21 protein-coding genes are annotated in these 21,724 nt (G+C 67.6%); 10 read left to right on the top strand and 11 right to left on the bottom strand.

The features are described 5' to 3' along the window. Positions 1 to 1,478: 1,478 nt before the first annotated feature. From VNQ78_RS11170 to VNQ78_RS11130, 9 genes are read right to left on the bottom strand one after another with little or no spacing between them, the layout of a single operon-like run. Positions 1,479 to 1,868: a hypothetical protein gene (locus tag VNQ78_RS11170; RefSeq protein ID WP_325689672.1), complete on the bottom strand. Its 390-nt coding sequence runs from the start codon at positions 1,866 to 1,868 to the stop codon at positions 1,479 to 1,481. Continuing rightward, positions 1,865 to 2,974: a flagellar type III secretion system protein FlhB gene (locus tag VNQ78_RS11165; RefSeq protein WP_325689670.1), complete on the bottom strand. Its 1,110-nt coding sequence runs from the start codon at positions 2,972 to 2,974 to the stop codon at positions 1,865 to 1,867. The genes VNQ78_RS11170 and VNQ78_RS11165 overlap by 4 nt, the downstream gene beginning before the upstream one ends. Continuing rightward, positions 2,971 to 3,726, bottom strand: a complete 756-nt coding sequence (locus VNQ78_RS11160; protein ID WP_325689668.1) for a flagellar biosynthetic protein FliR — start codon at positions 3,724 to 3,726, stop codon at positions 2,971 to 2,973. Before VNQ78_RS11160 ends, VNQ78_RS11165 begins: the two co-directional genes overlap by 4 nt. Next, positions 3,723 to 5,810, bottom strand: a complete 2,088-nt coding sequence (locus tag VNQ78_RS11155) for a flagellar biosynthesis protein FlhA (RefSeq protein ID WP_325689666.1) — start codon at positions 5,808 to 5,810, stop codon at positions 3,723 to 3,725. The genes VNQ78_RS11160 and VNQ78_RS11155 overlap by 4 nt, the downstream gene beginning before the upstream one ends. Beyond that, positions 5,807 to 6,070 carry a hypothetical protein gene (locus tag VNQ78_RS11150; protein WP_325689664.1) on the bottom strand — a complete coding sequence of 88 codons (264 nt, stop codon included), beginning with the start codon at positions 6,068 to 6,070 and terminating at the stop codon, positions 5,807 to 5,809. Before VNQ78_RS11150 ends, VNQ78_RS11155 begins: the two co-directional genes overlap by 4 nt. Then, positions 6,067 to 6,933: a flagellar motor stator protein MotA gene (motA, locus tag VNQ78_RS11145; RefSeq protein ID WP_325689662.1), complete on the bottom strand. Its 867-nt coding sequence runs from the start codon at positions 6,931 to 6,933 to the stop codon at positions 6,067 to 6,069. Before motA ends, VNQ78_RS11150 begins: the two co-directional genes overlap by 4 nt. A 9-nt stretch (positions 6,934 to 6,942) precedes the next feature. Beyond that, a complete protein-coding gene (locus tag VNQ78_RS11140; RefSeq protein WP_325689660.1) occupies positions 6,943 to 7,485 on the bottom strand; it encodes a MotE family protein in 543 nt (180 codons plus the stop codon). Further along, positions 7,478 to 7,825, bottom strand: a complete 348-nt coding sequence (locus tag VNQ78_RS11135; protein ID WP_325689658.1) for a hypothetical protein — start codon at positions 7,823 to 7,825, stop codon at positions 7,478 to 7,480. Before VNQ78_RS11135 ends, VNQ78_RS11140 begins: the two co-directional genes overlap by 8 nt. Further along, entirely contained in the window at positions 7,822 to 8,304 is a 483-nt protein-coding gene (locus tag VNQ78_RS11130; protein WP_325689657.1) for a flagellar basal body-associated FliL family protein, read from the bottom strand. Before VNQ78_RS11130 ends, VNQ78_RS11135 begins: the two co-directional genes overlap by 4 nt. A gap of 117 nt (positions 8,305 to 8,421) precedes the next feature. On the opposite strand from VNQ78_RS11130, the gene fliF reads away from it, so the two are divergent. The 7 genes from fliF (at position 8,422) to VNQ78_RS11095 (ending at position 16,840) form a co-directional block, all read left to right on the top strand. After that, a complete protein-coding gene (fliF, locus tag VNQ78_RS11125) occupies positions 8,422 to 9,987 on the top strand; it encodes a flagellar basal-body MS-ring/collar protein FliF (RefSeq protein ID WP_325689655.1) in 1,566 nt (521 codons plus the stop codon). After that, the gene (locus tag VNQ78_RS11120; protein WP_325689653.1) at positions 9,984 to 10,541 is read left to right on the top strand and encodes a hypothetical protein; all 558 of its coding nucleotides are present in this window, start codon (positions 9,984 to 9,986) and stop codon (positions 10,539 to 10,541) included. Before fliF ends, VNQ78_RS11120 begins: the two co-directional genes overlap by 4 nt. A 2-nt stretch (positions 10,542 to 10,543) precedes the next feature. Further along, on the top strand, positions 10,544 to 10,801 hold the full coding sequence (locus tag VNQ78_RS11115) for a FliM/FliN family flagellar motor C-terminal domain-containing protein (protein ID WP_325689651.1): 258 nt from the start codon (positions 10,544 to 10,546) through the stop codon (positions 10,799 to 10,801). 59 nt (positions 10,802 to 10,860) lie between these two features. Further along, complete coding sequence (fliP, locus tag VNQ78_RS11110) at positions 10,861 to 11,520, top strand: flagellar type III secretion system pore protein FliP (protein WP_414694061.1); 660 nt, start codon at positions 10,861 to 10,863, stop codon at positions 11,518 to 11,520. A 111-nt stretch (positions 11,521 to 11,631) separates the two neighbouring features. Continuing rightward, on the top strand, positions 11,632 to 12,696 hold the full coding sequence (locus tag VNQ78_RS11105; RefSeq protein ID WP_325689649.1) for an efflux RND transporter periplasmic adaptor subunit: 1,065 nt from the start codon (positions 11,632 to 11,634) through the stop codon (positions 12,694 to 12,696). Then, complete coding sequence (locus VNQ78_RS11100) at positions 12,693 to 13,751, top strand: efflux RND transporter periplasmic adaptor subunit (RefSeq protein WP_325689647.1); 1,059 nt, start codon at positions 12,693 to 12,695, stop codon at positions 13,749 to 13,751. Before VNQ78_RS11105 ends, VNQ78_RS11100 begins: the two co-directional genes overlap by 4 nt. After that, positions 13,748 to 16,840, top strand: a complete 3,093-nt coding sequence (locus tag VNQ78_RS11095; RefSeq protein WP_325689645.1) for an efflux RND transporter permease subunit — start codon at positions 13,748 to 13,750, stop codon at positions 16,838 to 16,840. The genes VNQ78_RS11100 and VNQ78_RS11095 overlap by 4 nt, the downstream gene beginning before the upstream one ends. Positions 16,841 to 16,842: 2 nt before the next feature. On the opposite strand, the gene recQ is transcribed toward VNQ78_RS11095, so the two are convergent. Both recQ and VNQ78_RS11085 read right to left on the bottom strand, forming a co-directional pair. Next, positions 16,843 to 18,867 carry a DNA helicase RecQ gene (recQ, locus tag VNQ78_RS11090; protein ID WP_325689643.1) on the bottom strand — a complete coding sequence of 675 codons (2,025 nt, stop codon included), beginning with the start codon at positions 18,865 to 18,867 and terminating at the stop codon, positions 16,843 to 16,845. A 2-nt stretch (positions 18,868 to 18,869) separates the two neighbouring features. Then, entirely contained in the window at positions 18,870 to 19,163 is a 294-nt protein-coding gene (locus VNQ78_RS11085) for a YggT family protein (RefSeq protein ID WP_325689641.1), read from the bottom strand. A 134-nt stretch (positions 19,164 to 19,297) separates the two neighbouring features. On the opposite strand from VNQ78_RS11085, the gene VNQ78_RS11080 reads away from it, so the two are divergent. The 3 genes from VNQ78_RS11080 to VNQ78_RS11070 form a co-directional block, all read left to right on the top strand. Next, positions 19,298 to 19,870 (top strand): acyl-CoA thioesterase, encoded by a 573-nt coding sequence (locus VNQ78_RS11080; RefSeq protein ID WP_325689639.1) that lies wholly within the window; start codon positions 19,298 to 19,300, stop codon positions 19,868 to 19,870. Between the two features lie 52 nt (positions 19,871 to 19,922). After that, positions 19,923 to 21,281 carry an MFS transporter gene (locus tag VNQ78_RS11075; RefSeq protein WP_325689637.1) on the top strand — a complete coding sequence of 453 codons (1,359 nt, stop codon included), beginning with the start codon at positions 19,923 to 19,925 and terminating at the stop codon, positions 21,279 to 21,281. Continuing rightward, the coding region (locus VNQ78_RS11070) for a penicillin-insensitive murein endopeptidase (RefSeq protein WP_325689635.1) at positions 21,278 to 21,724 on the top strand (447 nt) is incomplete at its 3' end. The genes VNQ78_RS11075 and VNQ78_RS11070, both read left to right, overlap by 4 nt.

The raw sequence follows: 21,724 nt of genomic DNA, 5'->3' as shown, positions 1-21,724 counted from the left end.
GCTGGAGTGGGCCTTGCTGCCCCTCTTACGGCTGGCGCGACAACTGGTCTCGCACGCGTGAGAGCGAGCCGATCTTCATGTGCGCCCATAAGCCCGCCCTTGCGCTGGTCCCGCACGCGTGGAAGCGTGCGCTTGACCTGTTACGTCCACCTTGAGCACATACTGGCACCCCCGCGCTCAGAGCGAGTTCCGCCCGCGCGTGAGCCGCTAGGTCCCTCGCGTGCGTGGGAGAGCGAATTTCTGGTCGAGTCCGCCATCCGGCAAGACATGGGCACCGCCTCGCGGGCGAGCCGTCCTGGCGCCGTCGAAGTCTATATTGTGACGCCCCCCAGCGCGCGCGGGGAAGCAAGCTTCGGGTCATCCAATGTCATGGTCATTCGGGCACATCGCCAACGCAGGGGGCGGTTTGCCGATCTGTGTCGCCCGATCCACCGCTGGCACACCTTTCGAGCGCGCGAGAAGCATCTCGAAGCGAAATGGAGTCGGCGCCCCGCGCATAAAGGGGGATACGGCGATGAAGCTGGCCATCGCCGCGAGGCCTGCATGGCTCTCGCGCGCGAAGGGGGATACGCCCCAGCCGCGATGGCTGCGCGAAGCGGCGGGCTGCCTCCCCGCCGCGCGAAGGAGGATAGGTCGCGCGGCCTCGGCGTCCTGGTCACGATCCGGCTGGCTCCGCGCGAGCAAGGGGATAGCATACATCGTCGCCTGATTTTGCAAGCGATGCAGCTGGCTCCGCACACGACGGGGATAAGCCCGCCGCAACCCGCTTGGGCGCACGGCCGCAGGTTTGGCTCCCCGTGCGCAAGGGGGCTAGCCCTCTGATCCCTGCCCACGCCCGCATCGCACCCGGCATCCGCGCGGAAGGGGCGGTATCGGTGTTGCTCGCGTCGCCCGTGTGATCAGGCAGCCTCCACCCGCGCAAAGGGCGCACACTAATGTCGGCGGGGTGCAAGCGCGGCGCGGGCGCAGACCCCCACGCACAACGGAATATCGGCCAAGCCGCGGGATTTCGCATTGCCGAAGGGGCCTCCCCCTCGCGCGGGGGAGCGTGTGGCGGAAAAGTAATCCCGGCGCGCCGAGAGCGGGCCTCCCCCTCGCGCGGGGGGGCCAAAACCCGCGCGAGGGGGCCATCTGGATATTCCTCCCCGCGCGCGAGGGGGCGTGCGCTGTCAGATACGCCCGCCACGTCCATGTTGGTATTTCTCCCCCGCGCGCGGGGGGGGCGTGCCGTTGTGCTGGTCAGCGCGATCGGCGCGGGCGCCAGCCATTGCCCAGCACGGTTCCCGAGCCGCACGAGGCGCACCGGCATTGCGGTTTCCATCGCGCCAGACCAGCACACGTCCCCTCGCTTATGGGGAGAGCGGTTCTGGCTTCGGCGCCCCTGACGGTAGGGGGCAGACTCCACGCGCGCGGGACTGCCAGAGAGGGCGTCCGCCGGCATAGCGAAGGGCAGACTCTCCGCGCGCGATGAGGCGGCATCATGGGCAATATCCCACTTCCCTCCGGGCGCGGTCCTGCCGGTCGGTCGCAACTTCTTGCGCGGCGAGCCTGTCCAGAACTTGAACCCTGCCGAATTCGCGAATCGCCGCCGCCCGCGCGGCCTCGAATCCCGGCAACATGCGGTCAAGTTCCTGTTCGGCCCGGCCAAGCGCGCGGCTGCGGTCGCCGGCCAACGCATTCGTGACCCGCGCGCCCGAGAGGGAAAACGCCGCCTCGCTTCGGTAGAGCGCCTCGAGTTCATCGCCGATCGCGGCAATCTGTGCGCGTGCGGCTTCGACATGGGCCTGATAGGCGGCAAGGCGCCGCATCTCGAGATCGGAGCGGAGCCGCGCCAGCCCCGCAAGCCGCTCGATGCCTCTGGTCGTCACCGAAGCCTCCCCTTCAGGTTGAGCGGCGCGTTCCCCCAGCCCTGCCGGACCTTGCGCCGCATCGCCTCGGCAAAGCGGATCGCGGCGGCGACGGGGGCGAAATGCTCCGGGCGGATTTCCTGCCCGATCTCGACCGTGGCATGCAGCGCGCGGGCGCAGGGCGGATCGGACCAGACCGGAACCTGATGGCTTGCCGCTCGCTCGCGGATCTGGCGCGCGACCTCGTCCACGCCCTTGGCGAGGCAGACCGGCGCCCGCCCGCTGCCGCGCTTCCATTCCAGCGCGACCGCGTAATGGGTCGGGTTCACGATCACCACATCGGCCCGCTCGACATCCGCCAGCATCGAGTTCAGCGCGATTTCGACCCCTTTCTGGCGACGCGCGGCCTTGAAATGGGGGTCGCCCTCGCTCTCCTTGTGCTCGTCCTGCATCTCCTTGCGGGACATGCGGTGGCGGCGCTGATATTCGAAATGCTTCCAGAGGAGGTCGATGACGGCAAAGCTGAACCCGATCCCAAGGGAGAGACCGATCGCGCGGTTTGTGATCACGCGCAGCCCCGCGACCCATTGCAGGTCGGCCATCGCGCCTGCGGTCATCATGCCGCCCAGAAGCGCGCGATAAAGCAGGACACCCCCCGCGCCGACCAGCAGCACCTTGCCCACCGATTGGGCGAAGGTGACGAGGCCGGAGCGGCCGAATTTCTGCGTGGCATTGCGGAACGGGTCGATCCGGCCCGGATCGGGCGCCAGCTTCTTCGGCGCGAAGGTGAAGGCGCGCTGCACCGCCAGCCCGGCAACGATCGGCAGCGCGGTGATCGCGACAAAGCCCAGCGTGGCCAGCATGGCATGGCCCGCCAGCGCCTGGGCGAGGTCCATGACCGATTTTCCGCGTCCGTCCGGCCAGGGCTCGGCGCCCAGGGCGCGCGCGGCCATCCGGGTCCAGCCCGGTGCCAGCGACGTGGTCGCCACGGCGACGGCCGCCCAGAACCCCAGCCAGGCAAGCGCGCCGGAAAGCTCGGGCGAGCGGGGGACATCGCCGTCCTCGCGCGCGCGCCGGAGGCGCTGTTCCGAGGCCGCATATTGCTTGTCCTCGTCCTCCCCGCTCATGGCAGGTCCATGGACATGACGTCGAGCACCGCCCCCGCCCAACCCGAGAGGATCGAGGGCGTCAGAAGGACGAGGCCGAGCAGCGCCAGCAAAATCGCAGCCGGTGCCGCGATGAACATGACCGGCAGGGTGGGCATCACCTTGCTGACCATGCCCGACAGGATCTGGAACAGATAGCCGCCAAGGATGAAGGGCGCCGCCAGCAGCAGCGCCAGAACGAAGCCGCGCTGGACCAGCAACAGCGCCGCGGGCAGCAACCGGCCCACCTCGGGCCAGGTGCCGATCGGGCGCAGCAGGAAACTCTCGCGCAGCATCTCGCACAGGACCAGCGGCATCCCCAGCGCCATCAGCAGCGCCAGCCCGGCAAGGTGGAGCAGGTTTCCAACCGGATGCGGAGCAAATTCATTCGCGCCGCCAACCAGTTGTGAGAGCGAGGTCGTGGCCGCGATCGCCGCCGCGGCAATATCGAGCGCGATTGCCAGCAGGCGCACAAAGCCGCCGAGGACCAGCCCGGTCAACACCTCCGCCCCGCCGAGCAGCATCAGGACGGTCAGCGTCTCCGGGACCGGCTGCGACCCGGCGAACTCGGCCAGAAGCGGGGTCAGGGACATGGCAACCGCCACCCTGAGCCGAACCGGAAGGGCGCGCATGGAAAAACCCGGCATGGCGAGCAGGCAGGCCTGGATCCGGCAATAAGTCAGCAACATGGCCACGAGCCGGGCCACGAATTGCGGATCTCCGGGCAGACTCACGCCGTCACCGTCCCGCAGAGCCGGACCCGCGCGGCCGGGTCGACCTCATCCAGCCCGATGACCGGCACCGCGATCGAGGCCGAGGCCAGCATCATCCTGACCAGCCGCCGCCGGTGGTCGGGCACCGCGAGGATCGGCTCGCCCGCCGGCGCAAACGTCGCGAGGAGCTTGCGCAGCGCCTCAGCCAGCCTTTCCTGCAATTGCGGCAGGGCGGCATTGCCGCCGCGCGCGGCCTCCGCCTCGGCCCGTGTCAACTCGGCCTCCCATTGCGGATGAAGCTGGATGAGGTCGAGATGCCCGTCGGGCGTCGCGAATTGCTCGCAGATCTGTCCCCGCATCCGGCGGCGCACCAGCTCATAGACCGCCTCGGGCGTGGCCGCGCCGCGCGCCTCGTGGACGGCATCGGTGATGAGGACGAGGTTTCGGATCGAGATCCGCTCCTCCAGCATGCCGCGTAGCACGGCGAGCAGCAGTTCCGGCGTCACCTTCTCGGGGATCATCGCGTCGAAGAAGCGCTGGTTGGCCTGTGCCCGGTTCTCGTCCGAGAGCCCGCAAAGCTCGCGGATCATCCGCTGCATCGAGGTCATGGTCAGCAAGGCCGGCAGGTTCGACTTCACCACCTCCATCAGATGGGTGGAAAGCACCTCCATTGGGGCGACGACCGTGGCTCCGGCCATGGCGGCATCGTCCTGTTCCTCGGTCGCGATCCATTTGGCGGGACTTGCATAGACCGGCTCGCGCACCTCCTCGCCCCGGATCGGGGCAAGGACCGCCTCGGCCCCCAGCGCCAGCACGCCCTGCGGCTTCAGCCTTCCGCGCCCGCGCACGACGCCTTGAAGGCGGATGACATATTCCCCGTCCTCGAAGCCGGTTCCGTCGGTGATGCGCACATCGGGCAGGATGACGCCATAACTGCGCGCGATATGCAGACGCAGGTTGGTGATCCTCTGGCCAAGGCCCCTGCCCTGATCGAGCGCGCTGAGGATCAGCCCGGAGCCGATCTCGACGCTGATCTCCTCGGTATCGAGGATGTCGCCGATCCGGGTCGGAGCCGGGCCGGTGACGATCGGCTCGGCCGGGGCTTCTGTTACCGGGCCCGCCGCAGCGGTGCGCTGGCGGATGACCCATGCCGCCGCGCCAAGCGCGCCCGCAAGGGCAAGAAAAACCGCGACCGGCATGCCCGGAACCATGCCCACCACCACCATCCCGCCCGCGGCGACGGCAGGCACTTGCCAGTTCGAGACGATCTGTTTCGACAGCAGGTCGGCGGTGGTCTCGCTTGCCCCGCCGCGCGACAGCAGCAGGGCCGCGGCCATCGAGGTGATCAGGGCCGGGATCTGCGAGACGAGCCCGTCCCCGATGGTCAGCCGCGAATAAGTCGAAAGCGCATCCGCGACCGGCAGCGAATGGACGAGTATCCCGGCGGCGAGCCCGACGAAGAGGTTGATCAGCGTGATCACAAGCCCCGCGATAGCATCGCCCTTGACGAATTTCGACGCGCCGTCGAGCGAGCCGAAGAAGCTGATCTCGTTCTGCTCGCGCACGCGGCGGCGCTTCGCCTCCTCATGGTCGATCGCGCCCGAATTCAGGTCGCCGTCGATGGCGAGTTGCTTGCCGGGAAGCGAGTCGAGGGCAAAGCGCGCCGACACCTCGGCCATGCGGCCCGACCCCTTTGTGATCACCATGAAATTCACGATCGTGATCACGGCAAAGACCGTCATCCCGACCAGCAGCGAGCCGCCCGCGACGAATTCGGCGAAGCCGTTGATGACATGTCCCGCCGCATCGGGTCCGTTCTGGCCATGCGTCAGGATCAGCCGGGTCGAGGACACGTTGAGCGACAGCCGCATGAGCAGCGAAACCAGCAACAGAACGGGAAAGGCCTGGAAGTCCGTCGGTTTCTCGACCAGCGCGGCCATGACGAGGATCACAGTCGCGGTGGCAATCGACAGGGCGATGCCGATGTCAAGGACCGGGGCCGGCATCGGCAGGACCATGGACAGGACGATGATGACCAGCCCCCCCGTGATCAGCACCGGGCGCAGCGAGGCGGGGCGCTCGGGCAGGGCCTCGGCGGCGCTCATCTTGCCCCTCCGGGTTCGGGGGCCGCCAGAAGCATCTCGGCCGTCCAGCCCGGCCCCTCGAATATCCCGGCGCGGCGCAGGAAGATCAGGACGCGCAACCGTGGAGCCGGATCGAGCCTGCGCAGGCGAAGGTTCATGTCGGGCGGCAGCGGCTCGCCATTCAGCAGATGATCCCTGGCCTCGGAAATCAGCCCCTCGGCGGTATCCGGGGCAGCGGGGGGCGCGGCCAGTGCCGTGGCGATCAGCAGAGCGGCGATCACGACGCCCTCTTCAGGTCGCGCAGCGCGTTTTCAAGGTCGCCGAAGCTCGGGCGGACATGTTCCGGGGTCGCCTGCCTTCCGACCTCGACGCAAAGATTGGTTGCGTGCTGGTGGAGGCCAGCGACCAGGACGGACTTGATGACATCGTAGAAGGCCATGTCCTGGCGCGTGATCGCCTGAAGCCTCTGGGCAAAGGGGGCGACAAGCGCATAGGCGAGGAACACGCCCAGAAACGTGCCAACCAACGCGCCGCCGATCATCTTGCCCAGAACCTCGGGCGGCTGGTCGATCGAGCTCATCGTCTTGATGACGCCGAGGACGGCCGCGACGATGCCAAGCGCCGGCAACGCATCAGCCATGTTCTGCAGCGCATGGGGCGCATGCATCGCCTCGCCATTGATCAGGCTGATACGCTGCGACAGCATCTCCTCGACCTGATAGGGGTCGTCGTAATTGAGACTGGCCGAGCGCAGCGTGTCCGCGATCAGTGACACCGCCTGATGATCCTGCAGAATGCGCGGGAACGCCTGGAAGATCGGCGAGTTCTCGGGATCCTCGACATGGCTTTCCAGCTCAACCGGACTGGCGCGGGCGACGCGGAGAAGCTGGAACAGCAGGCACAGCACATCCTGCATGTCGGATTCGCGCCATTTCGGCCCCTTGAGCGAATGCAGGAGGCCGCGGAGCGCATTTTTGATCACGGCGGATTCGTTTGCGAGCAGGAAGGATCCCAGCGCCGCACCGCCGATCATCATCATCTCATAGGGCAGCGAGTGCAGGATCACGGCAAGCTTGCCGCCAGCCAGGATATAGCCGCCGAAGACCATGGCGAAGGTCAGGACGATGCCGAGGATTCCGAACATGGCCGTCTCCTAATTCTGCTTCGCGCGCAGGGCGCCCATGTATGATGTCAGCACGGCCGCCTGCGCCGGCTCGACCGAGGCCATGATCCGCGCCCCGGTCTGCGGCTCGACCCGGACGAGGATCTGGGCCGCGAAATCGGGGGGCAGGTTCGAGAGGACCATGGCCGCCTGCTCGGGCTTCATCTGGTCGTAGAGCGCGATGATCCGGGCGATGTCATCGGATTGCGCCTGCCCGGCCGTGTCGTCACGCTCGCGCAGTTGCTGGCGGATGCGCCGCAATTCGACGAGCTTCTGGGTGATCTGGGCCTCGGCCGTCGCAAGCTCGGCCTTGCGGCGGTCGATGTCCTGCATATAGCGCTCGATCCCGAGGCCGCGTTGATGCAGCGTTTCCGCGAGGATGACCGCCTCGGGCACGTCATCGCAGCCGTCGAGAAGCGCCGCGGGTTCGGCATGGGCGCGCAGCCGCGACACGCCATCCATCAGCGAGACCGCCTGCACCGCTGCAACCAGCGCGATGATACCGCCCGCCATCTGCAAAAGGGGTCTAGGCATCGGTCATCTCCCGCGCAGGGATGCGCCTGCGACGCCTGAGCCGTGTGGTCGCTGGCACGCTGTCCGAAAATTTCTTCTGCAAGACCCAGAAGGCGCGTTCTTCCTTCGCCCGCTCGACCTCCTCGGCAAGGCCGCGCGTCGCGACTGTCGCCTCGGTCTTGGCGGCATGGATCGACCGCTCGAGCCGCCCGATCTCGCTCGCCATGACGGCGATCGCGCCGCCCAGCCCGGTTTCCAGATCATTGAGACGCCTCAGGCGCCGCGCGAGGACGAAGCAGAAGAACCCTACCCCCAGCGAAAAGGTCAGCAGGGCCATCTGAAGGATCTGGGACAGGTTCATTGGATGCGGAACTCCGTGATCAGGATGTCGCTGAAGGCGCCCTCGCCCAAAATATGGACGGCGCGGGTCGCCAACTCGTCGCGGATGATGTCGAGGATGCCGCGCCGCTCGAACGCCGCCGGGTCGATGCTGGCGAGGAAGCTGTTGAACGCATCGGAAAGCCGCGGCAACAGGTGGCGGACCTCCCCGGCGTGGAGGGCGTCGGTCTCGATCTCGACCGACATCACCAAGGTGCGCAGCCCCGGTCCCGCCAGTGTCAGGGCGAATTGAGGCAGGCCGACGAACTGGGCGCGCGGTGCCGTGGCCATCACCGGCTGATCCTTCCCGGACTCGAGGAGCGAGAGCGGCGCCCAGACCCCCTTATAGGAGGATAGAAATCCCGCCCCGAGCAGCAGGGCGACCAGCGCGAGAGGCAATACCCGCCTGAGGCCGCTGGTCTCGGGCATATTCTCGGGCTTCGCGGGGGCTGCATGGGCCATGGTGATTCTCCGTCGATCTGCCGATGGGGATAGCAGTCGCGGGCTAACCAATTCTTAATCGCCGCCATGCCATCAGGATCGGGACAGTCGGGTTCCTCGATTCGAAAGGGGCGGTTTTTGCAGAAGCTTCAGGATTACTGGCGCGCCAGAAGCGCGCGGCAGCAGGGCGTCCTTGTCGCGGCCTTTCTGGCCACCTTCGCGATCATCACGGGTCTTTCCTGGTTCGCCAGCCGGCCCGCCATGTCGCTGCTCTATTCGGGCCTCGATTCCCGGCAATCGGGCGAATTGCTGGCCGCGATCGAAGCCTCGGGCAGCCGTTTCGAGATCCGAGGCAATGCGATCTGGGTCGAGGAAGGGCGGCGGGACGCGCTGCGCATGACCCTCGCCGGAGAGGGACTGCCCTCGTCCGGTGGCACCGGCTACGAGATTCTCGACGGCATGTCGGGCTTCGGCACCACCTCGCAGATGTTCGACGCCGCCTATTGGCGCGCGAAGGAGGGGGAGCTGGCCCGCACCGTGCTGGCGCTGCCGAACGTGAAATCGGCGCGCGTCCACCTCGCCGTTCCCACCGCGCGCGGCTATCGGCGCGAGGCCGAGGCGAGCGCATCGGTCACGCTGACGACGGCGAGTCCGGTCACGCACGCCCAGGCCCGCGCCCTCAGATTCCTCGTTTCCTCCGGCGTTCCCGGCATGTTGCCCGAGCGGGTGAGCGTCATCGACAGCGAGCGCGGCGTGATCCCGGCCAGCGACGACATGGCCGGAGAGGATCGCGCCGCGGATTTGAAAAGCAATGTCGAGCGCATTCTGGCCGCCCATGTCGGCCATGGAAATGCGATCGTCGAGGTGAACATGGATCTGGTCACCGAGACCGAGCTTCTGACCGAGCAGCGCTTCGATCCCGAAAGGCGCGCGCTGATCTCGCAGGAAAGCGAGGAACTGGCGGACCAGAGCACCAATAACCAGCCGGGAACCGTGACCGCCGCCTCGAACCTGCCCGAGGGGCAGGAGGACAAGGGCGACAAAAGCCGTTCCTCGCGGTCCGAGAACCGGCAGCGATCGAATTTCGAGGTCAGCAAAGTGACGCGCGAGGTCAGCCGGCAGCCCGGATCGATCCGGCGGCTGACGGTCGCGGTCCTCGTCAACGGGGTAGAGCAGGCCGACGCCAGCGGCCCCCCGCGCCTTGTCCCGCGCAACGAGGCCGAGTTGCAGGTGATCCGCGAACTCGTCGCCTCGGCCGTGGGCTTCGACGAGGCGCGCGGGGATGCGCTGACGGTGAAGTCCCTGCCCTTCGCCAGCCTGTCGGAGGCAGGCACTCTGGCCAGCGAAGGCGGCCCGCTGTCGCGACTTGACCTGAACGCGCTGGTCAAGCTTGCGCTGATCGGGTTCTTCGCCCTCGCGATCGCCGCCTTCCTTCTGCGCCCGGTGCTGCGCAACCGACCCGAGGCGGAGCGGGCGCTTCTCGACCAGTCCCGACCAACCGTGAACGGCCCGACGGCGGCGCTGGAGTCGCCCGCGGAACCCGAGGTCATGCCCCCGCTTTCCGCCGCCGTGCCCGAGATCGACTTCGCCCCCCTGCCCGACAGCGACCCCGTCGCGCGGCTGAAGGAGCTGATGAAAGCCCGCAAGGATGAGAGCCTGAAGCTGCTCTCCGGCTGGATCGAGAAGCGGGAGGACGCGATTTGACTGCCGCCGCGCTACGCCTCGAATCCTTTGCCGCCCGTCCCGGCCTGGCCGTCCCGCCGCCGGATCGGGGAATCGAGCACGCCTATCAGGAAGGATATGAGCAAGGCCTGAACGACGGCCGCGAGGCGAGCCTTGATGGCTTGCGCGCCGAACTCGCGCGTCTCGGGCATAGCCTTCACGCGGGCGAGGACGAGGCCGCCCGCATCCGGCGCGAGGCGCTGAGCGAGTTGCAACCGGTGCTGTCGGGCCTTGTCGAACTGCTTGGCACGGCGTCCTCAGCCCCTCGCCTGCTGGCCGCGCTGGAAGGGGAGTTGCGACAGGCCGCATCCCGCAATGCCGGCGCGGTCCTGTGCATCCGCGCGCCGACCGACATGCTTGAGGACATCCGCGACTGCGTGGCGCAAGCGGGCCTGACGAACGCAGTGCTGGAGGATGGCGGGCCTGCCCGCGCCACCGCCGAAATCCGCAGCGAATCCGGCAGGGCAGAGTTCGATCCGGCGGGGATCCTTGCCCGTATCGCCACGATCATCGACGACATCTTTCGAGAGGAATGAGCATGGATCCCCTATCCGGCCTGATAGCCACCGACCAGATCCAGGTCGAGGTGACGATCCGTCTGGGCAAAACCCGCCTGACCGTCGCGGAGCTTTCGCGCCTGCGCGGCGATGATGTCCTCGGCCTCGATCAGGAAATCTCGGACGGGGTCGATATCTGCGTGGGCGACAAGGTCATCGCGCGGGGTGAGCTGATCACCGCGGGCGAGGATGACAGCCGGCTTTGCGTCCGCATCCTGGGCGCGGCCGTCCCGTCGTGACGCGCGGGATACTCGCGCTGCTGGCAATCCTGCTGCCCGGGCTGGCGCTGGCGCAGGAGATGCCGGCGATGGCCGCGCTGACCGATCAGGCGGCGAATGGCGTCGGACGGCATGCAATCACCATCCTCGCGGTGATGACGGCGCTTTCGCTCGCGCCCGGCATCGCGATCATGGTGACCTGCTTTCCCTTCATCGTCACGGTCCTGTCGATCCTGCGCCAGTCGATGGGATTGCAGCAATCGCCGCCGAACATGCTGATCGTCAGCCTTGCCATGTTCCTGACCTGGTTCGTGATGAACCCGGTCCTGACCGAGGCGTGGCAGACCGCAGGCATCCCCCTGCGCGACGGCCAGATCACCGTCGAGGTCGCGCTTGAACGTGGGATGATCCCCTTCCGGGGCTTCATGGAAACGCGGACCGACCCCGAGATGATCGCGACGCTGGCCGAGATCTCGGCCGATCAGCAGGCGCCCCCCGACCGGCTCTCGGTCCTGATCCCGGCCTTCATGCTGAGCGAGATCCAGCGCGCGTTCGAGATCGGGTTCCTCGTCTCGCTGCCCTTCCTGATCATCGACCTTGTCGTGTCGGCCGTGCTGATGTCGATGGGCATGATGATGGTGCCACCCGCCGTCGTGGCCCTGCCCTTCAAGCTGGCCTTCTTCGTCGTCGTCGATGGCTGGGGGCTGATCGCGGCGGCACTGGTGCGCAGCTATCACTAGCCCGCCGCGCCTCAGGCTTCCGTAGGGTCAATGCGGCGGCGGGACGCCTCAATTGGGCTTCAACCGGGCGTTGGATTGGGCAATAAAAACCCATGCCAGAACGGGACCGGTATGCTGCGCCTGCTGACAAACACCCTCTGCCTGACCCTGATTGCCGCGCCCACGCTGGCGCAGGACCGGCTGGCGGTGGAGTTCGTGAGGGTCCGGGAAGCCCCATTGACCTTCGACGCCGCCCTGACGGGCACGGTCAACGCCACCGACACGATCGAGATCGGCTTCCGGCATGGCGGACGGGTGATCGAGGTCGCGGTCAGCGAAGGGGACGCGGTGACCAGGGGACAGGCGCTGGCCCGAACCGATCCTCTCCAATCCGAGCAGGCTTTGCGGGTCGCCGAGGCTGCCGTGACCTCGGCCCGCGCCTCGCAGGAACAGGCGCGTCAGGCGCAGGAACGCGCGGCGGCCATGCTCAGCCGCGGCGTCGGCACGCGGGCCAGCCTCGACGGGGCGAACCAGGCGCTCTCGGCGGCTGAAGGTGCCATGACCGAGGCGATCTCTACCCGCGATCAGGCGCGCCGGGCGCTGGAGGACACCACGATCCGCGCCCCCACCGACGCCATCGTCACCGCAAGGCGGGCAGAGCCGGGCCAGATCGTCGGCGCGGCGCAATCCGTGATCACGCTCGCCTCCTCGACGGGACGCGAGGTCGTGTTCCAGACCCCGGATTCGCCCTTGCTGGATCAGGTGATGGGGGCGCCGGTCAGCCTTGTCGGCATCGATTTTCCGGACCTCAGGATGCAGGCGAAGGTCAGCGACATCGCGCCCCTTGTCGACGCCTCCACCGGCTCGGTCCTGGTGCGGGCGCGGATCGACGACCCGCCGCCGGGATTCGAGCTGCTCGGCTCGGCCGTCCGGGGGGCGGTACATTTTCCCATCGGGCGCGGCATATCGGTCCCCTGGACGGCGCTGACCGCGACCGCCGGATCCCCCGCCGTCTGGGTGGTGGACGAGGGCGGGCGCGTCTCGCTGGCCAAGGTCGGGATCGCGGGCTTCGCCGAAGGCTCGGTCATCCTCGCAACCGGGGTGGAATCCGGGCAGATCGTGGTCGGCGCCGGTTCGCAATCGCTTTATCCCGGCCGCGAGGTCGTCGAGGCGCAGATCTCCGCGGAGGTCAGGTGAAACGGCTGCTATCCCTTCCGGTCGCCCTTCTGCTGATCGCGGGCGGTCCCGCCCTTGCCCAGCCTCGTCCGGTCGTCAGCATCGTCGTCGGCGATGCCGAGGCGCGCGACCGCTCGGTCCCCGGCGTCGTGCGCGCGCATGTCGATGTGGCGCTGGCCTTCCAGACGCTGGGGCGGCTGACCGCGCGTAATGTCGATCTGGGCGATATCGTCAGGGAGGGCGACACCCTTGCCACGCTGAACCCCGACGATCTGGAAGGGCAGGTCCGCGCCGCCGAGGCGGCAGTGGATGCGGCGCGGGTGCAGCTTCAGACCGAACAATCGGCGGCGGATCGGACGCGGGCGCTGCTGGAGCGGAACGTCGCGACCAACGAGCAGATGGAGCAGGCCGAGCGGGCGCTGGCCGCCGCCATCGCCGCCGATCAGAAGGCGCGGTCCGAACTGATCCGCGCCCGCGACACCGAGGGCTTTGCCGAGATGAGGGCGCCCTTTGACGGCGTGATCAGCGTGGTCCATGCGACGCCCGGCGCGGTGGTCGCAGCGGGTGAGGCTATCATGGAGCTGTCGGGACAGGACGATCTTGAGGTGGTGATCGACGCGCAGGCCGCGCTGGTGACGCGGCTGCGGGCGGGAGACCGGTTCGAGGTCTGGTCGCCCAATCACCCCGACAGCATCCACCATGCGACCCTGTCGCGGATCGAACCCATGGCCGATGCCGCGACCCGCACCCGGCGCGTGCGGCTGGCGCTGGAGGATCCCTCGGGCGTCCGGCTGGGCGCATTGGTCCGTGCGCGCCCGGCGACGACCGGCGCGCGGCTGATGACCATTCCCGCCGCCGCCGTCTTCGAGCATGATGGGAAAAGTCAGGTCTGGGTCGTCACCCGCAGCGAGACGCAGGCGACGGTCGCCCGCCGCCCGGTCGGCACCGCCGGCCCCGGCCTTGACGAGCGCATGGTCATCGTCACCGAGGGTCTCCAGCCCGGCGAGGAGGTCGTGATCCGCGGCATCCATTCGCTCGAAGAAGGCCAGCAGGTAGGAGCAAGCGTCGCCCCATGAATGGCCGTTTCAACCTTTCCGACTGGGCGCTGCATCACCGCTCGCTCGTCTGGTTCCTGCTGATCGTCTCGATGATCGCGGGCACGCTCAGCTACATGCGGCTGGGGCGCGAGGAAGACCCGAATTTCACCATCAAGATCATGGTGATCAGCGCCTCGCTGCCGGGGGCGGACATTCACGACACGCTGGATCAGGTGACGACCCGGATCGAAACCAAGCTGGAGGAGTTGGACGAGCTGAAATTCACCCGCTCGGTCACGATGCCGGGGCGCTCGATCGTCTATCTGGAGCTGGATCCGACCATCCGCGGCCCAGAGGTGCCCGAGGTCTGGAAGCGGGTCCGCAACATGATGTCGGACATCCGCCCCGATTTCCCGCAGGAGTTCCAGGGCTTCCAGTTCAACGACGATTTCGGCGACGTTTACGGCAATATCTATGCCTTCACCGCCGACGGCTTTACCCCGCGCGAGCTTCGCGACCGGGTCGAGGATATCCGCAAGCAGGTTCAGGCGCTGCCGATGGCGGGAAAGACCGCCCTTCTCGGCGTCCGCAAGGAGGAGGTCTCGATCGAGTTTTCCTCGGCCCGGCTGGCGGCGCTGGGTCTGAACCATACGCAGGTCGTCCAGACGCTGGCGACCCAGAACGCCATCACCCCCTCGGGGATCGTGCAGGCCGGGCCGGAACAGGTCTTGCTGCGGGTCGGCGGCAAGTTCGACGACGCTTCGTCAATCGCCGATGTGAACCTGCGCGTCGGCGACCGCTTCTTCAACATCGGCGATGTGGCAACGGTGCGGCGCGGCTATCAGGATCCACCGGACGAGCTGTTCCGCTATAACGGCAAGGAAGCGATCGGGCTTCAGATCGGGATGCGCGACGGCGGCAATATCCTCGAATTCGGCCATTCGGTCGATGCGCTGATGGCGGGGGTGGCGCGCGACCTGCCCATCGGGATCGAGATGGCCAAGTTCGCCGACCAACCCCATGTGGTCAATGACGCTGTGGGCCATTTCGTCCGCGCGCTGGCCGAGGCGGTCGGAATCGTGCTTCTGGTCAGCTTCGTCAGCCTCGGCTTTCGCGCGGGCTTCGTGGTGACGCTGACGATCCCCCTCGTCCTTGCGATCACCTTCATCCTTCTCGATGTTTTCGGCATCACGCTGCAGCGCATCTCGCTGGGGGCGCTGATCATCGCCTTGGGGCTGCTGGTCGATGACGCGATGATCGCGATCGAGACGATGATCTCGCGCCTTGAGGTCGGGGATACGGTCGAGAAGGCGGCAAGCTATGCCTGGACCTCGATCGCCTTCCCGATGCTGACCGGCACGCTGGTCACGGTCGCGGGCTTCATTCCGATCGGGCTAAACAGTTCGGCGGCGGGCGAGTTCACCTTTTCGCTGTTTGTGGTGATCGCGGTCTCGCTGGTGATCAGCTGGTTCGTCGCGGTGCTGTTCGCGCCCCTGCTGGGCGTCACCTTCCTTTCGAAATCCCTGCCCCATCACGACCAGCAGCCGGGCCGGCTGCGGCGGGGCTTTCACCGGCTGCTGCTTCTGGGGATGCGCTTTCGTTGGGCGACCATCGCCATCACCTTCGCGGCCTTCGTGCTGTCGGTTTTCGGCATGCGCTATGTCGAGCAGCAATTCTTCCCGACCTCGGACCGGACCGAGATCATCGTCGACGTGACCGAGCGCGCCAATGCCTCGGTCGCCAAGACCGATGCGGGTATCGCAAAGCTGGAGGCCTTCCTGTCGGCCGAGGAGGATGCCCTCTTCTACACCTCCTATATCGGCCGCGGAGCGCCGCGCTTTGTCCTGTCGATGGATGTCCCGACGCCCGGTCCCTATATGGGCCAGATCGTGATCCAGACCCCGGACCTTGCGGCGCGCGACCGGCTCAAGGCCGCACTGCTCGATTTCGCCCGGACCGATCTGGTCGGCACCGACCTTTATGTGAAAAACCTCGAGATCGGGCCGCCGGTCGGCAAGCCGGTGCAATATCGCGTCTCCTCGCCCGACCTCGATCAGGCGCGGGACGTGGCGCGCGACCTTGCCGCCGTGCTCTCGACCGAGGCCCGGTTGCGCGACATCTCGCTCGACTGGAACGAGCCGGCGCGTGTGATCACATTGCAGGTGAACCAGGATCAGGCGCGGCAGGTCGGCATCACCAACGAGGATATCGCCGGGGCGCTGTCGGGCACCTTCACCGGGCGGCAGATCACCCAGCTTCGCGACGGGATCTTCCTGATCAACGTGCTGGCGCGCGGAACGGAAAGCGACCGCTCCTCGCTCGCCTCGATCCAGAACCTGCAGCTTGCGACCCCGACCGGAACGCCCATCCCGCTCGCCTCGCTGGCGCAGTTGCAATACGGGACCGAGCAGCCCTTGATCATGCAGCGTGACGGGATGCCCACGGTGACGGTCAAGGCCGATATCGCGACGAAGGACCAGCCGGCGACGCTGATCGCGGCGCTGGCCGACCGCGTGGCCGAGTTCCAGCGGGGATTGCCCCATCAGGTCCGCATCGTGGTCGGCGGCACGGTCGAGACCTCGGACGAGAGCCAGCAGCCGATCGCCGCCGTGGTCCCCGTCATGCTGCTGCTGATGGCGCTCCTCGTGATGATCCAGATGCAGAGCTTCCGCCTGTCGCTGATCGTCTTTGCCGCAGCACCGCTGGGGCTGATCGGGGTGGTGGCGACGCTTCTGCCCTTCGGCGTCCCGATGGGCTTCGTCGCGATCCTTGGCGTGCTGGCGCTGATCGGCATCCTGATCCGCAACTCGGTGATCCTCGTCCACGAGATTCAGGTGCTGATCGGCAAGGGCCACAGCAAGTGGAACGCGGTCTTCGAGGCCTCGGACAGCCGCGCCCGGCCGATCCTGTTGACGGCGGCGGCGGCCAGCCTCGCGCTGATCCCGATTGCGCGGCAGGTGTTCTGGGGGCCGATGGCCTATGCGATGATGGGCGGGATCATCGCGGGAACGCTGGTCACGCTGATCTTCGTCCCGGCGCTTTACTGCGCGGTTTTCGGCGTGAGGCCGCCCGAGGGCGACGGCCTACCGCCGCTCGCTGACCAAGCCCGCGCCCGCGCCAACGAATAGCTTCAGTCCGCGTCGATTTCCGCCCGGAAGGCCTCGCCGAACCGTTCGAGGCGCGGCGCGTCGAGATAGCGGGCAAGGTCGCGCGGGCGATCCTCGGCAATCCGGCGCAGCGCCGAGGTGCTGACCGAAAGCGGCTTGCCGGTCCCGTCCTCGCCCCGGCCAAGCCGGCTCTGCGCCTCGGCAAGGCGGTCGTAAAGCTCGCCCGAGGCGCGGCCCGCAAGTGCACGGCGGGCGGGATGGATCGGCGCGACCTCGCCCGCGATGACGCGCAGGAACTCGTCGCCATAGCTTTCCAGCTTCTTCGCGCCGACCCCGTTCACACGCGCCATGTCGTCGAGGGTCTGCGGACGCGCCTGCGCCATCTCGATCAGGGTGCGGTCGGGGAAGATGACATAGGCGGGCACGCGCGCCGCCTCGGCCAGCGCCCGGCGCTTGGCCTTGAGCGCCGAGAGAAGCGGCGCATCCTCCTCGTCCACCTGCGTGCGCACCACCACGGCCGGCCGCGCGCGGCTGATCAGGTCGCGGCGCAGGATGACCGGAACCTCGCCCCGCAGGACGGCATGGGCGGTGGCGGTGATCGCGAGGCCGCCATGACGCTCCGGGTCGGGGCGGATCAGGTCGCGGCCGAGCATCTGCCGGATGATCGCCTGCCATTGCTGGCGGGGAATGTCGCGCCCGACGCCGAAGGTCGGCAGGCGGTCGTGCTGGCGCTGGCGGATGCGGTCGGTCTCGGTCCCGGTCAGCACGTCGATGATATGGCCCGCGCCATAGGTCTCGCCGGTCCGCAGCACGGCGGACAGAACCTTTCGCGCGGCCTCGGTCCCGTCGAAGGTCTCGGGCGGGGCGTCGCAGATGTCGCAATTGCCGCAAGGCCCGGCCGTCTCGCCGAAATAGGACAGCAAGGCCACGCGCCGGCAGGTCGCGGATTCAGCCAACCCCAGCAGCGCGTTCAGCCGGGCGTGGTCGGCGGCCTTGCGCTCGGCCGGGGCCAGCCCCTCGTCGATCTGGCTGCGGCGCAGGCGGATGTCGTCGGGACCGTAAAGCGTCAGCGTCTCGGCCGGAGCGCCGTCGCGGCCGCTGCGCCCGATCTCCTGATAATAGGCCTCGATGGATTTCGGCAGGTCGGCATGGGCGACCCAGCGGATATCGGGCTTGTCGATGCCCATGCCGAAGGCCACGGTCGCGGTGACGATCAGCCCGTCCTCGCGCTGGAAGCGGGTCTCGACGGCGCGGCGGGCCTCGGCCTCCATGCCGCCGTGATAGGCGACGGCGGGCAGGCCAGCCTGATTGAGCGCAGCGGCCAGCGTCTCGGTCTTGGCGCGGGTGCCGCAATAGACGATCCCCGACTGCCCGCGCCGCGCCGCCGCGAAATCGAGGATCTGGCGCCGTGGCCCGTCCTTCGGCTGGAAGGCAAGGTGGATGTTCGGGCGGTCGAAGCCGCGCAGGAAGATCTGGGGATCGCGGTCGCTGAACAGGCGGGCCACGATCTCGTCCCGCGTCTCGGCATCGGCGGTCGCGGTAAAGGCGGCCAGCGGCACGGAAAGCGCCCGGCGCAACTCGCCCACCCGCAGGTAATCGGGGCGGAAGTCATGGCCCCATTGGCTGACGCAATGCGCCTCGTCCACGGCAATCGCCTGCACGCCCGCGCGCTTCAGCATCGGCACCGTCCCGCCCGAGGCCAGCCGCTCCGGCGCGATATAAAGCAGGCGTAATTCGCGCGCGTTCAGCGCCCGGATCACCTCGGCATTCTCATCCTCGGAATTGCCGCTGGTCAGGGCGGCGGCGGCGACCCCGGCCTCGGTCAGCGCCCGGACCTGATCACGCATCAGGGCGATCAGGGGCGAGATCACCACCGTCAGCCCGTCCCGCATCAGCGCGGGCAGCTGATAGCACAGCGACTTGCCCCCGCCGGTCGGCATGATCGCCAGCACGTCGCGCCCGGAGGCCACGGCGTCCACGATCTCCTCCTGACCCGGCCGGAAGCCGTCGAAACCGAAGACCTGCCGCAGCAGCGGGGCTGCCGACATGATCAGAACCCGTAGAACCAGCCGGCGTTATTGGCGAGGGCGCGCTGCGCGACGATGATGATGATGAAAACCACCAGCGGCGCCAGATCGAGGCCGCCGGTATTCGGCAGGATCCGGCGGACCGGGGCATAGATCGGCTCAAGCAACCGGCTGAGGCCGTTCCAGATCTGCCAGACCAGCGGTTGCCGCAGGTTCAGCACCTGGAAGTTGATCAGCCAGGACATGATGATATGGGCGATCATCACGAACCAGACGATATCCAGTATCAGCATCAGTGCTTCGAACAGAGTGCCCATCACATCCTCGTCTTGCGCATGTCAGCGACAGGTAAGCGAGGCGCCGGGCTTGCGCAACCCGTGAGCCGCCGCAGCGTCCTGATTGACGGACCCCTGCGCCACGATTACCCCGCGTTCCATACCAGGAGGTCGCGATGTATCCTTTGCTGCGCTTCGCCGGCGAGACGCTGAAATACCGCAGGGCACCGCGCCTCGGGGTGCTGGACGCGCATGTCTCGACCCATCGCTGCTGGCCCTGGGATCTCGACCCCTGGATCGAGCTGAACAATGGCCGCACCCTGACGCTCTATGATCTGGGGCGGATTCCCATGGCGATCAGGACGGGGCTGATCGGCACGCTCAGGACGAAGGGCTGGGGCATCACCGTCGCCGGAAACTCGGTCCGCTATCGCCGCCGCCTCCGGGTGTTCCACCGCTTCACCATGGTCTCGCGCACGCTGGGTTGGGACAGCCGCTTCGTCTATATGGAGCAAAGCATGTGGCGGAAGGGCGAGTGCTGCAACCACATGCTGCTCCGCGCCGCCATCACCTCGCCCGACGGGATCGTGTCCCCCGCCCGGCTGATGGAGGCCGCGGGCGAGCGGCCCGAAAGCCCCCCTCTGCCCGGCTGGGTTTCGGCCTGGATCGCGGCCGATGCCGAACGGCCCTGGCCCCCGGTGCTGCCGGCGCTGGCCACCACCGATCCGAAAGACGACTTGCCAGCCTGATCGGGGTTTGGCCTTATGCCGCTCATGGAACAAGGCCAGCAAGGAAACCGGGATGGAGCGCAAACGGATCTGGGGCTGGTGGTTCTTCGACTGGGCAAGCCAGCCCTATGCGACGCTCCTGACGACATTCATCTTCCCGGTCTATTACGCCGAGGTCGCGCGCAACCATTACATCGCCCAGGGCATGAGCCCCGAGGCGGCGGGCGTCGCGGCCCAATCGCTCTGGGGCTATGGCCTCTCGATCTCGGGCTTCATCATCGCGGTCCTCGCCCCGGTCCTTGGCGCCATCGCGGATAATAGCGGGCGCAGGCTGGTCTGGGTCTGGGTGTTCTCGGTCCTCTACATGGCCGGGGCATGGGGGTTGTGGTTCCTGATGCCCGAGCAACCAAATCTTGTGTTCGCGGTGGCCTGTTTCGGCCTTGGCCTGATCGGCATGGAATTCGCGACCATCTTCACCAATGCCATGCTGCCAAGCCTGACCAGCCGGGATGAGGTCGGGCGCGTCTCCGGCTCGGGCTTCGCTTTCGGCTATCTTGGGGGGGTCATCGCGCTCTTCATCATGCTGTTGCTGCTGGCCGAGAACGCGCAGACCGGCCGGACGCTGATCGGGATCGAGCCGATCCTTGGCCTCGACCCCGCGTCACGCGAAGGCACGCGCGCGGCGGGTCCGCTGACGGCGCTCTGGTATCTGGTCTTCATGATCCCCTTCGCCCTCTGGGTGCCCGAGACGCCGGGGCCGCGTCGTCCGGTCCGCATCCGCGCCGCGATGGGCGATCTCTGGCAATTGCTGCGAAGCCTCAGGCACCGGCCTTCGCTGACGGCCTTCCTGCTGTCCTCGATGTTCTCGCGCGATGCGCTGAACGGGCTTTATGCGTTCGGGGGCATCTATGCCGCATCGGTGCTGGGCTGGCCGGTGATCCTTTCGGGCATTTTCGGCATCGTCGCCGCGCTTGCGGCCACGGTGATCTGCTGGATCGGCGGCCGTGCCGACCGGCGCTGGGGGCCAAAGCCGGTGACGATCTTCTGCACCGTGATCCTGATTTTCGTCTGCGCCGTCATCGTCGGCATGAAGCGCAGCGCCATCATGGGCATCCCGCTGCCCGAAGGTTCGCACCTGCCCGACGCGATCTATTTCGTCTGCGGCGCGCTGATCGGCGGGGCGGGCGGCGTCATTCAGGCCTCCGGTCGGACATTGGTGGTACTGCACACCTCGGCCGAACGCGCGACCGAGGTTTTCGGCCTCTACGCCCTTTCGGGCAAGGCCACGACCTTCCTCGCGCCCTTCCTGATCGCGGTCACCACCGGGCTGAGCGGGAACTTGCGGCTGGGCATCACGCCATTGATCGGGATGTTCCTTCTTTCGCTGATTTTGCTAATCTGGGTCAAAGCAAGAGGGGAACCCGAGCAGTGATCCGCAAATTCCTGGGCGCGATTGCCCTGTCGCTCGCCACAGCCCTGCCGGGCGCGGCGGACCCGCTGGCCAAGGACGTCTTCGGCAGCGTCCCCGGCCCGACCGGCGGCAGTCCCGCCGCCATCGGCTTCTATTCCAAGGGCTGCATCAGCGGTGCCGTGGCGCTGCCCGAATCCGGGCCGACATGGCAGGCGATGCGCCTGTCGCGCCATCGCAACTGGGGGCATCCCGAACTGGTCAGCTTCCTGGTCGGGCTGTCGCAGGCGGCGCGTCAGGTCGGCTGGCAGGGCCTCTATATCGGCGACATGAGCCAGGCGCGCGGCGGCCCCATGGTGACAGGTCATGCCAGCCACCAGATGGGGCTGGATGCCGATATCTGGATGCTGCCGCCGCAAAGCCTGCGCCTCAGCCCGGCGCAACGTGAGAAGCTTTCCTCGGTCTCG

This window comes from Paracoccus sp. (in: a-proteobacteria) (genome assembly GCF_035556475.1).
Classification (GTDB): Bacteria; Pseudomonadota; Alphaproteobacteria; order Rhodobacterales; family Rhodobacteraceae; genus Paracoccus.
The sequence above is the reverse complement of the archived record's forward strand: the minus strand, read 5'-3'. Positions and strand labels throughout refer to the sequence as shown.